Source organism: Bradyrhizobium sp. A11, assembly GCF_042077125.1.
Lineage (GTDB): Bacteria > Pseudomonadota > Alphaproteobacteria > Rhizobiales > Xanthobacteraceae > Bradyrhizobium > Bradyrhizobium japonicum_B.
In genome coordinates this window covers 5,997,569-6,011,316 of sequence record NZ_CP149509.1, presented here as the reverse complement: position 1 = coordinate 6,011,316, position 13,748 = coordinate 5,997,569, and the positions used below count along the sequence as shown (strand labels likewise).

11 protein-coding genes are annotated in these 13,748 nt (G+C 64.9%); 8 read left to right on the top strand and 3 right to left on the bottom strand.

What is annotated here, in order from left to right; genetic code table 11:
* Positions 1-2: 2 nt before the first annotated feature.
* The gene (locus WI560_RS28290; RefSeq protein ID WP_028134306.1) at positions 3-185 is read right to left on the bottom strand and encodes a hypothetical protein; all 183 of its coding nucleotides are present in this window, start codon (positions 183-185) and stop codon (positions 3-5) included.
* Positions 186-514: 329 nt separating this feature from the next.
* On the opposite strand from WI560_RS28290, the gene WI560_RS28285 reads away from it, so the two are divergent.
* Entirely contained in the window at positions 515-1,471 is a 957-nt protein-coding gene (locus WI560_RS28285) for an alpha/beta fold hydrolase (RefSeq protein ID WP_375305808.1), read from the top strand.
* Between the two features lie 1,026 nt (positions 1,472-2,497).
* Here the strand turns inward: WI560_RS28285 and cycA are convergent.
* Entirely contained in the window at positions 2,498-2,893 is a 396-nt protein-coding gene (gene cycA, locus WI560_RS28280) for a cytochrome c-550 CycA (protein ID WP_028134309.1), read from the bottom strand.
* Between the two features lie 228 nt (positions 2,894-3,121).
* Between cycA and WI560_RS28275 the strand changes: the two genes are divergently transcribed.
* The 5 genes from WI560_RS28275 to WI560_RS28255 all read left to right on the top strand — a co-directional run bounded on the left by WI560_RS28275 (position 3,122) and on the right by WI560_RS28255 (position 9,190).
* Positions 3,122-4,615: an FAD-linked oxidase C-terminal domain-containing protein gene (locus WI560_RS28275; RefSeq protein WP_375305807.1), complete on the top strand. Its 1,494-nt coding sequence runs from the start codon at positions 3,122-3,124 to the stop codon at positions 4,613-4,615.
* Between the two features lie 61 nt (positions 4,616-4,676).
* Positions 4,677-5,915, top strand: coding sequence for an FAD-binding protein (locus WI560_RS28270; protein ID WP_375305806.1), 1,239 nt, complete (start codon positions 4,677-4,679; stop codon positions 5,913-5,915).
* Positions 5,912-7,234 carry a glycolate oxidase subunit GlcF gene (gene glcF, locus WI560_RS28265; RefSeq protein ID WP_375305805.1) on the top strand — a complete coding sequence of 441 codons (1,323 nt, stop codon included), beginning with the start codon at positions 5,912-5,914 and terminating at the stop codon, positions 7,232-7,234. Before WI560_RS28270 ends, glcF begins: the two co-directional genes overlap by 4 nt.
* Positions 7,231-7,752: a hypothetical protein gene (locus WI560_RS28260; RefSeq protein WP_375305804.1), complete on the top strand. Its 522-nt coding sequence runs from the start codon at positions 7,231-7,233 to the stop codon at positions 7,750-7,752. Before glcF ends, WI560_RS28260 begins: the two co-directional genes overlap by 4 nt.
* Positions 7,753-8,176: 424 nt before the next feature.
* Positions 8,177-9,190, top strand: a complete 1,014-nt coding sequence (locus WI560_RS28255) for a TorF family putative porin (RefSeq protein ID WP_375305803.1) — start codon at positions 8,177-8,179, stop codon at positions 9,188-9,190.
* A 166-nt stretch (positions 9,191-9,356) separates the two neighbouring features.
* Here the strand turns inward: WI560_RS28255 and WI560_RS28250 are convergent, their stop codons facing one another.
* Entirely contained in the window at positions 9,357-11,114 is a 1,758-nt protein-coding gene (locus WI560_RS28250; protein WP_375305802.1) for an ABC transporter ATP-binding protein/permease, read from the bottom strand.
* A gap of 311 nt (positions 11,115-11,425) precedes the next feature.
* On the opposite strand from WI560_RS28250, the gene WI560_RS28245 reads away from it, so the two are divergent.
* Both WI560_RS28245 and WI560_RS28240 read left to right on the top strand, forming a co-directional pair.
* Positions 11,426-13,090 (top strand): L-lactate permease, encoded by a 1,665-nt coding sequence (locus tag WI560_RS28245; RefSeq protein WP_257176443.1) that lies wholly within the window; start codon positions 11,426-11,428, stop codon positions 13,088-13,090.
* Between the two features lie 138 nt (positions 13,091-13,228).
* A complete protein-coding gene (locus tag WI560_RS28240) occupies positions 13,229-13,627 on the top strand; it encodes an META domain-containing protein (protein ID WP_375305801.1) in 399 nt (132 codons plus the stop codon).
* Positions 13,628-13,748: the final 121 nt, after the last annotated feature.

The window sequence follows — 13,748 nt, the reverse complement described above, 5'->3', positions numbered from 1 at the left end:
CTTCAATGCAGGACGCTGCCGCCGCGCTCGACCAGGCCGCGATCGGCCGCTGCCGCATAGGCCCTTGCCAGCTCCGCTTCGAGATGCTCGTTGATCAGCAGCAGCGCCCGCACGGCACCGCGCAGGTCGCCGTTGCAGCTCGCGACGATTTCGTCGATCGCAGTGTCGTTTGATCTGAAGCTCATCGAAAATCCTCCGGTTCGAACCAGGACAATTTCTGCCGGTCTTTCCCACATCCCCTGAGGCCTGCGAGGAGGATCGGCGCCCACCCGCGCCTAGATGGCGGAACCGACCATGGCGATTATATGGACGCCGCGATGACGGCTGCATGAAGCCGTTCCGGGCTTGCGCATGCCCGTGGAATATTGTTGATTCCATTGAGTTTTTACGTTCTGCAATTGTGCACATATCCACAGCCCCGGCATTTCGGTGGACCACGGAAAGCCGGCGGCGCGAAACTGCCGCCCTCCAGACCCGTAACTGCCCTGTGCCCAGGATCACCCGGATTCTCCCCATGATCGTGATGTCAGTCGTGACGGCGCTGGTTCTGCTGGCGCTGGTCACGCAGGCCGGGATCGTCGCCGTGCAGCGCGCCTTTCCGCCGCAGGGCGAGATGGTGGACGTCGACGGCGCGACGCTTCACGTCGTCGACATCGGCCCGCGCGATGCCGGCTTGCCGATCGTGATGCTGCACGGCGCGAGCTCCAATCTCGAAGCGATGCGGCGCCCGCTCGGCGACATCGTTGCCAAGGACCATCGCGTCATTCTGGTCGATCGCCCCGGCCATGGCTGGAGCACGCGTGCGCGGCGGCAGGATTCCACGCCGCAGATCCAGGCGCGGATGATCGACGAGGCGCTTGCAAAGCTAGGCATCGAGCGAGCGGTCTTCGTGGTGCATTCCTGGAGCGGCGCGCTCGGCGCGCGGCTTGCGCTCGATCACCCGCACCGCGTCGCGGGCCTCGTCATGCTCGCGCCCGTCACCCATCCCTGGCGCGGCGGCGTCGGCCGTTACAACGAGATCATCGCGACGCCGGTGATCGGCCCGCTGCTCGCCTACACCATCACCCTGCCGCTCGGATATTTCGTCACTGAAGCCGGGGCGCGAAACGTGTTCCTGCCGCAGACGATGCCGGACGGTTTCGTGCAGGATTCCGCGACGCCGCTGCTGTTGCGCCCGCGCGAATTCATCGCCAATGCCTATGATCTGGTGACGCTGAAGGAGGCGGTTGCGGCGCAAGTCGCACGCTACGGCGAGATCAATGTCCCCGTCACGATCATCGCCGGCGAGCCCGACAAGACGGTGAAAACCAACATCCACGCCCGCCCGTTTGCCGCGACCGTGTCGAACGCGAAGCTGATCGTGCTGCCCGATCTCGGCCACATGGTGCAGAATGCCGTGCCCGACCGCGTGAAGGCGGAGATCGAGGCAATGATCGGGAGGATCGTCCCGGCGCAGGCGGCCGCCGATTAGAAGCTTTCGCGCTCTCGTAGGGTGGCAAAGGCGCGTAGCGCCTTGCCCACGATCTGCGTGTGGCTGGCGAGAATTCGTGGGCACGTCGCGCAAGAGCGCGCCTTTGCCCACCCTACGGCAACGAGCCTGTTTCGGCCTGCTGTCAATCCACCGGCGCGAAAATATTCCACTTTACCGAAATTCGGTTTCGGCGTATGTGTCGCCCATCCCGGCTCACCAGGAGGGGCGATCTCGAGGTCGTCTTGATCGCGGGCCGGGCTTGCGGTGGACGCGGCAGCGTCGGCACGAGAGGTGCGGGCAGGGCGGGTAGTCCCTGTGAGCCCGTGGCCGCGTGCAGACGAGCGGCGCTGTTCAGTTCGTCGCGCCAACATTCGACGGCACCGTGCACGATGCCGTCGACCCTGTGGCGCTCACGAATGTGCGTACGGCAAAACCGTGTGGTCCCTGGCCGTCGTTGCTACGGTCAAGCCGGATCGAAGATGCGCGCGAGCCCAACCGGGCGGACGGCATCGTCAATTCGAACGGCGAGGGAGGCCAGAGGGAAAGTTCGGCTCCCGGGAGAGCACGGCATAAGCCGTCCGACCACCGCGCAGGGAAGGCCGATTGATCGGCACCACCTGTATGCTGCTGTGCGGTTCTTCCTGCGTGTGCATTTTCGCGCAGCGGACCGCGGGTGCGTTGTCAGCACCCGGCCTTCCCTGCGCCCTCCTGGCTTTCAGAGGCGCGAAGACGAAGCAAAGCTCGGGCGAATTGAGCCGCGAGAGCGAGAAGACATGTCTGCGATTGAGCTGCGCGCCACAAACGCGATCTCGTAGGGTGGGCAAAGCGTAGCGTGCCCACGCGCCTATCGCCGCATCTGAAGATCGTGGGCACGGCGCTTTGCGCCTTTGCCCACCCTACGGCACCGCAGCCGGGATGTGCACTGGAGTATCGCAATGCCATGCAGAAAACGCGTCGAAACAACAAGCGACAGCTCCGGTCCTGATGCGATCGGAACCGGAGCTGCAGCGGCCGCTTCAGGCGTGCTTACTGCTTGATCTTCCCGTCCTTGTCGTATTGGGCAAGGAAGGCCCAGAGATTGTTGATCTCGGTCTCGTTCTTGATGCCGGCGAACGCCATCTTGGTGCCGGGGATCTTGGCCTTGGGGTCCTTGATGTATTCCTTGAACACGGCCTCGTCCCAGGTGATGCCGGAATTCTTGTTCGCATCCGAGTAATTATAGCCCTCGACCGTGCCCGACTTGCGGCCGTTGAGGCCGTTGAGCTCGGGGCCGACCTTGTTCTTGGCGCCTTCGCCGATCGCGTGGCAGGCCAGGCATTTGTTGAACGATGTCTTGCCGGCCGCGACATCCTGCGCCATCGCGGCGGGTGCGGTGGCAATCATTGTGAGGATCGTCAGTGCGCCAAAGGTCAGTTTTGTCATAAGTGTGCTCTTCGTCTCTTCCCGGGTCAGATGGAGGGCCGTGTTTTGGCAGGTCCGATGCAATTGGACAAGCCGCGAAACCTTGACAGGTTTCCTGCTAGCAGGCTTGTCCCAGAGAGAACTTGCGCTGCAACAAAGCAATGCGACCTTCGGAGGACCTACCCAAAGTGGGCAAGACATGATTGATTTGCTGCGACTTTTTCATCTGGCGGACGAGAGCTTCTGAAAATGGCCATCATGATGCCCGCAAGCGACCAGGCCGTGCTCGCACGCCGCGCCGAGATCGTTGCTGCGCTGCGCGCCATCGTGCCCGGCGAGGGCGTGATCGATACGCCTGCCGAAATGCGCGCCTATGAGTCCGACGGGCTCACGGCCTATCGGCAGCCGCCGATGGTCGTCGTCCTACCCGACACGACCGAGCAGGTCTCGCTGATCCTGAAATATTGTGCAGGGCAAGGCATCAAGGTGGTGCCGCGCGGCTCCGGCACGTCGCTGTCCGGCGGCGCGCTGCCGCTCGAGGACGGCGTGCTGCTCGGCCTCGGCAAGTTCAAGCGCATCCGCGAGATCGATTTCGACAATCGCGTCGTCGTCACCGAGCCCGGGGTCACCAATCTCGCCATCAGCCAGGCGGTGGCGCATGCCGGCTTCTATTACGCGCCCGACCCGTCCTCGCAGATCGCCTGCTCGATCGGCGGCAATGTCGCGGAAAATTCCGGCGGCGTGCACTGCCTGAAATACGGCATGACCACCAACAACGTGCTCGGCTGCGAGATCGTGCTGATGAGCGGCGAGATCCTGCGCATCGGCGGCAAGTCTGCGGAGAACCCCGGCTACGATCTGATGGGTGTCATCACCGGCTCCGAAGGCCTGCTCGGCGTCATCACCGAGATCACGGTGCGCATCCTGCAGAAGCCGGAGACAGCGCGCGCGCTGATGGTCGGCTTTGCCGAGGTCGAGGCCGCCGGCGAATGCGTGGCGCGCATCATCGGCGCCGGCATCATCCCCGGCGGCATGGAGATGATGGACAAGCCCGCGATCCACGCCGCGGAAGCCTTCGTCCACGCCGGCTATCCGCTCGACGTCGAGGCGCTGCTGATCATCGAGCTCGACGGTCCCAAGATCGAGGTCGACGAGCTGATCATTCGTGTCGAAAGCATCGCAAGAGGCTGCGGCTCGGTGACGCTACAGATCTCCAATTCGGAGGCCGAGCGCAATCTGTTCTGGGCCGGCCGCAAGGCCGCATTCCCGGCGGTGGGGCGCATCTCGCCCGATTATCTCTGCATGGACGGCACCATTCCGCGCGGCGCGCTGCCGAAGGCGCTGGCGCGCATCCGCGAGCTCGGCGAAAAATACCAGCTCGGCTGCGCCAACGTGTTCCACGCCGGCGACGGCAATCTGCACCCCCTGATCCTCTACGATGCCAACAAGCCCGGCGAGATCGAGCGCGCCGAAGCCTTCGGCGCCGACATCCTGCGCGCCTGTGTCGAATTCGGCGGCGTGCTCACCGGCGAGCATGGCGTCGGCATCGAGAAGCGCGACCTGATGCCTGAGATGTTCAGCGAGATCGACCTCAACCAGCAGCAGCGGCTGAAATGCGCGTTCGATTCCCAGGGCCTGCTCAATCCCGGAAAGGTGTTCCCGACCCTGCACCGCTGCGCCGAGCTCGGCCGCATGCACGTGCATGCCGGCAAGCTGGCGTTTCCGGACATTCCGCGATTCTAGCCTCGATCGCTGCCATGCGCGAAATTTGCCTTTCGCTCTAAACTTGGATACCCGCTCAGTCGTGGATACGCTCAAGGTCAGAGACGCCAAAGACGTCGAGGAAGTCGTGCGCGCGGCGATCGCGAACGAGCAGCCGCTCGAGATCGTCGGTCATGGCTCCAAGCGCGGCATCGGTCATGCGATGGCGACCAATGCGGTGCTCGACGTCTCCGCGCTCAATGCCGTCACCTCCTACGAGCCGAACGAACTCATCATCACGCTCCAGGCCGGCGCGCCGCTGGCCGACGTGCTGGCGCTGATCGACGCCAAGAACCAGCAATTTGCCTTCGAGCCGATGGATACAGCGGCGCTGCTCGGCATGGCGCCATCGGGCACCATCGGCGGCATGATCGCGGCCGGGCTCGCCGGTCCGCGCCGGATCAGGGCGGGCGGGGCGCGTGATCACCTGCTGGGCGCGCACGCCGTCTCGGGCTTCGGCGACAGCTTCAAGACCGGCGGCAAGGTGGTGAAGAACGTCACCGGCTACGACCTCTGCAAGCTGCTGGCGGGGTCCTGGGGCACGCTGTCGGTGATGACCGAAGTCACGCTGAAGGTGATGCCGAAGCCGGAGGCCGAGCGGACGCTGCTGCTGCGCGGCCTCGACGATGCCACGGCCAACAAGGCCATGACCGCGGCGCTCGGCTCACCCTTCGACGTCTCCGCCGCCGCGCATCTGCCGTCTCAGGCGTTCCGCGCCAAGGCCGACGGGCTTGGCGATCTCGCCGGCGAGGGCGAGGCGCTGACCCTGCTGCGGCTCGAGGGCATCACGGCCTCCGCCGCCCACCGCGCCGGTTCGCTGCGCGAATTGCTGGCGCCGTTTGGAACCGCGACGCTGATCGAGGATGCGGCTTCCGCGGCGCTGTGGACCGCGATCCGCGACGTGCTGCCGTTCGCGGCTAGCGGCGCGCTCGGCGCCTGGCCGGTGTGGCGGATCGTCTGCCCGCCCGCCTCGGGTGCTGCGCTTGGCACGCAATTGGCGCGCGAGACCGGCGGCGAGGTGATCTACGATTGGGGCGGCGGCCTGATCTGGGCGGCGCTGCCGCCGAAGGGCGATGCACACGGCCCGGCCGTGCGCGCGCGTGCCAACGCGCTCGGCGGGCACGCCACGCTGATCCGGGCGGCCGAGGAGGTCAGGCGCAATGTCGATGTGTTCCATCCGCAGGCGCCCGGCATCGCCGCCCTGAGCGAGCGGGTCCGCGCCAGCTTCGATCCGAAGACCATCCTGAACCGGGGACGGCTCACGCGGAGCGCTGCCGAATGAAGACCGAATTCTCCCTGGCGCAACTCGCCGACCCCGACATCGCGGAAGCCGACAAGATCCTGCGCGCCTGCGTCCATTGCGGCTTCTGCACCGCAACCTGTCCGACCTATGTGCTGCTTGGTGACGAGCTCGATAGTCCGCGCGGGCGCATCTATCTGATCAAGGAGATGCTGGAGAAGGATCAGGCGCCGACCGCGGAGGTGGTCAAGCACGTCGACCGCTGCCTGTCGTGTCTGGCCTGCATGACGACCTGCCCCTCGGGGGTGAACTACATGCACCTCGTCGACCAGGCCCGGGTCAGGATCGAGCAGCGCTATCAGCGGCCCCTGACTGAGCGGCTGCTGCGCCGGGTGCTGGCCTTCGTCCTGCCGGACCCGCAGCGATTTCGCATCAGCATGGTGCTGGCCCGGCTGGCCCGTCCGCTGGCCGTGTTCCTGCCGACGCCGCGCCCCTCGGCCACGCCCGGCCTGATCCAGCGCCTCAAGGCGATGCTGGCGCTGGCCCCGCACCGGCTGCCGTCACCGGGGCCTCTCCCGGGCAGCGTGTTCGCCGCGCTCGGCAAGAAGCGCGGCCGGGTCGCGCTGCTGCAGGGCTGTGCCCAGCAGGTGCTGGCGCCGCGCATCAACCAGGCCGCCATCAGCCTGCTCACCCGTCACGGCATCGAGGTCGTCCTGGTCAAGGACGAGCAGTGCTGCGGGGCGCTGACCCATCACCTCGGCGATGACCGCGACGCCTTGGCCCGCGCCCGCGCCAATGTCACGGCCTGGCAGAAGGAAGCGGCAGGCGAGGGGCTCGACGCCATCCTGGTGACGGCCTCCGGCTGCGGCACCGTGATCAAGGACTACGGCTATCTGCTGCGGGAAGACAAGGCGTTCGCTGCCGATGCGGCGAAGGTGTCTGCGCTCGCCAAGGACATCACCGAATATATTGCCGGCCTCGGACTCGAACCGATCGCGCGCCAGGACAACATCGTCGTCGCCTATCACTCAGCATGTTCGCTGCAGCACGGGCAGAAAATCACGGCCCTTCCGAAAGAATTGCTTTCCAAGAATGGATTCGTGGTGAAAGATGTGCCGGAGAGCCATTTGTGTTGCGGTTCGGCGGGGACTTACAACATTCTCCAACCCGAGCTTGCGGGCCGGTTGCGCGATCGCAAGGTCGCCAACATCGCGAGCATCAAGCCGGACATGATTGCCGCGGGCAATATCGGCTGCATGGTGCAGATTGCCAGTGGCACGTCAGTTCCGGTCGTACACACGATTGAGCTTCTCGATTGGGCGACGGGCGGGTCGCGGCCGGCACTGAACGCGTCAGTTTGAGCTTTCAGAGCCTGAACTTTCCTCCCGAGGTGACGACTGAAGACGCCCGATCGACCATTGTTCGGCGGCAACAGGAGGACCACGATGGCGAAAGCGAAGAAGAAGAAAAGCAAGAAGGCCAAAAAGGCCAAGAAGGTTGTAGCGGCGAAGAAGTCCGCCAAGAAGGCAACCAAGAAGTCCGCGAAGAAGTCGGCCAAGAAGTCTGCAAAGAAATCTGCCAAGAAATCGAAGAAGGCCGCTCCCAGGAAGGCCGGGAAGAAGGCTGCGAAGACGTCGGCCAAGAAGGCTGTGAAGAAGGCGGCCCCGAAGAAAGCGGCGCCGAAGAAGGCGAAGGCAGCTCCCGCGCCGAAGCCGTCAGCACCGTCGGCCGCCCCGGCTCCCGAGCCGGCAGCGGAGACGAGTTGGGCGATGCCTTCGTCTTCTGCGGAAGCGGCGCCGGCCGAGGAGCAACGCTAAAGCACGATCCGGAAAAGTGCGCAGCGGTTTTCCGGAAAGATTATGCGCGAACAACAACCTAAGGCGCGATGACGGTTCGTCCGGATCTCATCGCGCTTGAGGTCCCAGCCGGCAATGGCGATCGCTCACGAAGGCCGCTGCGGTGACGCAGCGGCTTTTTTGCATCGCGGACAAGGATCTCTGGCGAGGCGTCCTTCCCCGCGCCGCTGATTCGTGGCCGGATTGCCACGCGAGCGGCCGTCCCCGTACTTGCACGGGCCGCTCCGTGCACGTTGGAATGCAAATGATGTGATCAAGAAGTCACACAGGCCGACAACCTTTCGTGGAATCGTCAAAACGCCCAAAAAGGCGGCAGATGCCCGTGATTTTTGCTTCACGGACCCCATCCCACAATCCAGATTGTCGCAGTAACGCAATTTTGCACACAGGTCGTTCGCCGGGGGGCTTCCGGGATCCGACTGCGTAGAACTGGCGATGGGGATCGAAATGAAGAAAGTGGCTTTGTTAGCAACGGCGCTGGCAATTGTGACGACGGGATCGGCTTTCGCGGCGGACTTGCGCATGAAGGCGCTGAAGGCCCCGCCGCCGCCGGCCTTCGATCCGTGGGATATCGCTTTCGGCGGCGCGATCATGAGCAACTACGTCTTCCGCGGTATCACGCAGTCGAACAACAAGCCGTCGGTCGCCGCGTATTTCGAGCCGCGCTACAACGTCACCAAGGACCTCCAGCTCTATATCGGCGTGGCCGGTGAGAGCATCTCCTTCCCGAACCGCGCTGCGGCCGAAATCGACATCTACGGCGGTATCCGCCCGACCTTCGGCGCCTTCGCCTTCGACATCGGCGTCTGGGGTTACCTGTATCCGGGCGGGACCTGCTATTACGGCGCGCCTGGCGTCGACTTCGCCGGCAACTTCCAGGGCGCCGAGTGCGCCGAGAAGGCCTTGTTGAACACCAACGTCATCAAGCGGGACCTGAGCTTCTTCGAGGTCTACGGCAAGATGACCTACACGGTGAACGACAACTGGTCGTTCGGGGTCACCGAATACTACACCCCGAGCTTCCTGAACTCTGGCGCCTGGGGCAACTACGCCTCGATCGTCGGCAAGTACACCGCGCCCAGCACGGTGTTCGGTTCGAGCGGCGTCGGCATGTACGTGTCGGGCGAGTTCGGCCGTCAGTGGCTCGGCACCTCCGATAGCTTCTACGGCACGGCCGCCTTCCCGAACGGCATCAACTACGCCGATTACAACACCTGGAACGTCGGCATCGGCTTCACCTACAAGGTGATGACGCTGGACCTGCGCTACTCGGACACCGATCTGTCGAAGGGTGATTGCAACGCGTTCACCAGCGACTATTCGGCCCGCGGCAATCTCACGGCTTCGACCGGCACGTTCGTGACGCCAATCAATCCTTCGGGCGTCGGCTCCAGCTGGTGCGGCGCGACCGGCATTGCCAAGCTCTCGTTCGACCTGACGGCGATGACCAACCTGAAGTAAGTTTCTTCCCGGAACGACTTAGCGAGGGCGGCAGGGCAACCTGCCGCCCTTTTGCTTTGAGGGCCTGAGACAACGCGAGGCGCCAAACGCGAGGGGCGCCGGAGGCTGCCGGGGTCCGCTCGCAACGACGGACGCCGGAGCGAGCTGCTCCCTTTCCAGCCGGCCCTCAGCGCGCCGTGGTCGGCTCCGGCGCCGCCTCGCCGCGCGTCCCGAGCACGTGAATATCGCCATCCGGCACCAGCGCCACCTTGCGGGTATGGAAGGCGTCCAGCGTCGAGCGGTGGCCGATCGAGACGATGGTGGCCTGCGGCAGCTTCTCCGTCAGCAGCCGGTAGAGCCTGTCCTCGGACGGCTCATCCAGCGAGGCGGTCGCCTCGTCGAGGAAGAGATAATCGGGCACGTGCAGCAACGCGCGGGCAAGGCCGAGGCGTTGCTGCTCGCCGAGCGACAATGTCCGATTCCAATGCGCGTCATCGTCGAGCCGGTCCGCCAGGCGCGGCATGCCGACCGCGACCAGGGCGTCGCGGATCTTCTCGGGCGGGATCGAGCCACGCTCGGCCGGGTAGATGACGGCGTCGCCGAGCGGGCCGATCGGGAAATACGGCCGCTGCGGCAGCATCATCAGCTTCGCCTTCTCAGGGATCGCGATCGTGCCGGTGCCGAACGGCCAGATGCCGGCCATGGCCCGGAACAATGTCGATTTGCCGGAGCCCGACGCGCCGGTCACCAGCACCCGCTCCGACGGCTGGATCGTGAAGGCGTCGGCCGCGACCAGAGGCGCGCCGTTCGGCAGCTTGACGAGCAATTGCTCGAGCGTGATGGCCTCGCCCCTCGATGGCACGATGTCGATCGCCGGTTCGAGCGTCGCGCCGCGGGCGGCGGCGCTGACCGACATCTCGAAGCCGTCGAGGCGGGCGATCACGGCGCGCCACTCGGCGAGCGAACGATAGGCCGTGACGAAGAACGACAGCGCGTCCTGCACGCTGCCGAACGCCGAGCCGGTCTGCATCATGTCGCCGAGCTGGATGCGCTTGGCGAAATAGGCAGGCGCCACCACCACATAGGGAAACAGCGTCGCGGCCTGGCCGTAGCTGGCCGTGAACGCGGTCAGCCGCTTGGTCCGGCTCATGATCTCGTACCAATTGCCGATGACGAAGCCGAAGCGTTGCAGCAGCCGCCCCCGCTCGGCGTTCTCGCCTTTCAACAGGGCGATCTGCTCGGAATTCTCGCGCACGCGGATCAGGTTGAAGCGGAAATCGGCCTCGAAGCGCTGCTGCTCGAAATTCAGGTTGATGAGGGGGGCGCCGATCCAATGCGTCAGCGCGGTGCCCGCGATCGCGTAGGCTACCGCGCACCAGACCAGAAAACCGGGGACGACGATGTCGGTGCCGTAAATGTATAAAGGCGCCTTGTAGGACAGGCCCCAGAGGATGACGATGAACGAGGCCAGCGTCACGATGGAGGACAGAAGGCCGAGGCCGATGCTCAGCGTCTGCTCGACGAAGGTCTTGACGTCCTCGGTGATACGCTGGTCCGGGTTGTCGGCGGCGTCGCCCTTGAGCTGCATGCGGTAATGCGTGGCGCCGTCGAGCCATTCGCCGAGATAATGTCGCGTCAGCCATTGCCGCCAGCGGATCTGCAGCCATTGGTTCAAGTAGAGCTTGTAGACGGCCAGCGCGACGAAGGTGAAGGCAAGGCCCAGGAAGATCCAGACCTCCTTGACGAACTCGGGCAGATCGTAGGCCTGCAGCGCGCTGTAGAACCGGTTCTGCCATTGATTGAGCAGCACGTTGATCGCGACCAGCACCAGCTCCATCGCGACGATGACGGCGAGCAGGCCGCGGCCGGCCCATTTGTCCTCCGACCGGAAATAGGGAGCGGCGATTCGCCAGACGATCGCGAGCGTGGCGCTGATGTTCTTCACAGAGCGGGGTCTCCTCGGGGAATGTGGACAAATGACCGGAGCCAAGGACTTGAAACCATGGCGGAAAGCGGCGCGCTTAGACTAAAGTCGCAGGTTCTGCAATTTGCGTTGTCTTGTCGCACCCCGCAACCCTAGCATGGCCTTCGACAGCGCGGGCCAGGGGCGCTCGGGGATTTCGCGACCTTGTGAGCGGTCGGGAACCGCTGCATTCGCGAGGCATTCGCCTCCAGCGCGGGTGTATCGCTTCGAACATCAAGCAGGATCGGCTCTCCACGCGGGCCGCCTGCCGCAACATGCGTGGGGAGAAGACCATGTGGAATCAAATCTATGATCCGTTGCACAGCCCGGTACTGTCGACGATTGCGGCGGCAGTGCCCGTCGTCACGCTGCTGGTCCTGATCGCGAGCGGCCGCGTCCAGGCCCATATCGCGGCCATCATCGCCGTGATCGTGACCAACCTGATCACGATCTTCGTTTTCACCATGCCGGCGAACATGTCGATCCGCGCCTCGGTGCTGGGCATCGTCACCGGGTTCTTCCCGATCGGCTGGATCGTCCTCAACGTCATCTTCCTCTACCAGGTGACGGTGAGCACCGGCCGCTTCGAATTGCTCAAGCGCGCGGTCGGCGGCGTCACCGAGGACCGGCGGCTGCAATTGCTGCTGATCGCGTTCTCGTTCGGGGCGTTCTTCGAGGGCGCCTCGGGCTTTGGCACGCCGGTCGCGATCACCGGCGCCGTGCTGATCGGGCTCGGCTTCTCGCCGCTCGCGGCCTCCGGCCTGTCCCTGATCGCCAACACCGCGCCGGTCGCCTATGGCGCGCTGGGCACGCCGATCCAGGGCCTCGCCTCGGTCACCGGGCTCGATCCCTACATCCTCGGGGCGATGGTCGGACGGCAATTGCCGTTCTTCTCGCTGCTGGTGCCGTTCTGGGTGGTGTGGGCGTTCGCGGGCTGGAAGGGCATGAAGGACGTCTGGCCGGCGATCCTCGTCACCGGCGTGTCGTTCGCAATCCCGCAATTCGTGATCTCGAACTACATCAATCCCTGGATCGTGGACATCGGCGCATCGCTGATCTCGATGGGGGCGCTGATCCTGTTCCTGAAGGTCTGGCGACCGAGGGAGCTCTGGCTGTCGCCGGCGCTGCGCGGCCGCGACGAATCGGCGGCCACCATGGCGGCCGCAAAGCCGCTCGACCGGACGCCGCTGACGCAGAGCGAGCTGTTCAGCGCGCTGTTGCCGTGGGCCATCGTCTGCATCGTGATGCTGATCTGGGGCAACGGCGCCTTCAAGGGCTGGGCGAATTCGATTTTCGTCTGGAACTATCCCGTCCCCGAGCTGCATCAGATGATCAACAAGATGCCGCCGGTCGCGCCGGGGCCGACCAAAGAGAGCGCGGTGTTCGCCTTCACCTATCTCTCCTTCACCGGCACGGGCATGCTGATCGCGGCGATCATCTCCGGCGTCCTGATGGGGGTGGGTCCCGGCCGGCTCCTGACCGAATACGGCCGGACCATCCGGCTCTGCGCGATCTCGCTGGTGACGATCTCGGCGATGCTCGCGATCGGCACGCTGACGCGCCTGTCGGGCGTCGACGCGACGCTCGGCCTCGCCTTCGCGGCCACCGGCGTGCTCTATCCCTTCTTCGGCACGCTGCTCGGCTGGCTCGGCGTGGCGCTGACGGGATCGGATACGTCGTCCAATATCCTGTTCGGCAACCTGCAGAAGATCACCTCCGAGCAGCTCGGCCTGTCGCCGATCCTGATGAGCGCGGCGAACTCGTCCGGCGGCGTGATGGGCAAGATGATCGACGCCCAGTCGATCGTGGTCGCCTCCACCGCGACCAATTGGTACGGGCATGAGGGCACCATCCTGCGCTTCGTGTTCTGGCACTCGATCGTGCTGGCGTGCCTCGTCGGCGTGCTCGTGACGTTGCAGGCCTATGTCTGGCCGTTCACGGCGATGGTCCTGAAGTAGCGGGCCACGTCCGGCTTTCGGCGCAGATCCCCGCGAGGTTCGCCCTCGCGGGGATTTTGCAGCTTGATTGAGCGAACCTTCTCAATGGCGCCGCCGTCTTATAGAAGGTGCGCAAAATCAGGTCGGACGAGAGGTCTCATGGTCGGGTTCAAGCGGTTGGTGTGTGCGGCGGTTGCAATGCTCGCGATGTCCGCGCCCGCGCGTGCCGAGGACGGCTTTCCGTTCGGCACCGAGATGACGCTGGAAGCGTTGCCGCAAGCGGGCTCCAAGCGGATTCCGAACATCGAGATCGGCGACCACGGCGAGGTCGTGCTGGAGCTCTGGTGCAAGGGCGGCAAGGGCCAGTTCTCGGTCGCCGGCAATACCGTGATCTTCGTTCCCGGGCAGATCCAGGACCGCTCCTGCCCGCCGGCAAGAGCCCAGGCGGACGACGAGCTCGTCGCAGCGCTCTCCAGCGTCGAGACCTGGAAGCGTCAGGGCGATGTGCTGACCCTGATCGGTCCGAAGCCGTTGCGCTTCAGGACGACGGGGAATTAGAGTTCTCGTGTCCCGGACAAGGCGCGTCGCGCAAGCGATGCGTCGCAGAGCCGGGACCCAGTTTTTCATCCGCAAGTGCGTTTGTGGCTTCTGGGCCCCGGCTCTGCAGCGCTTCGCGCTG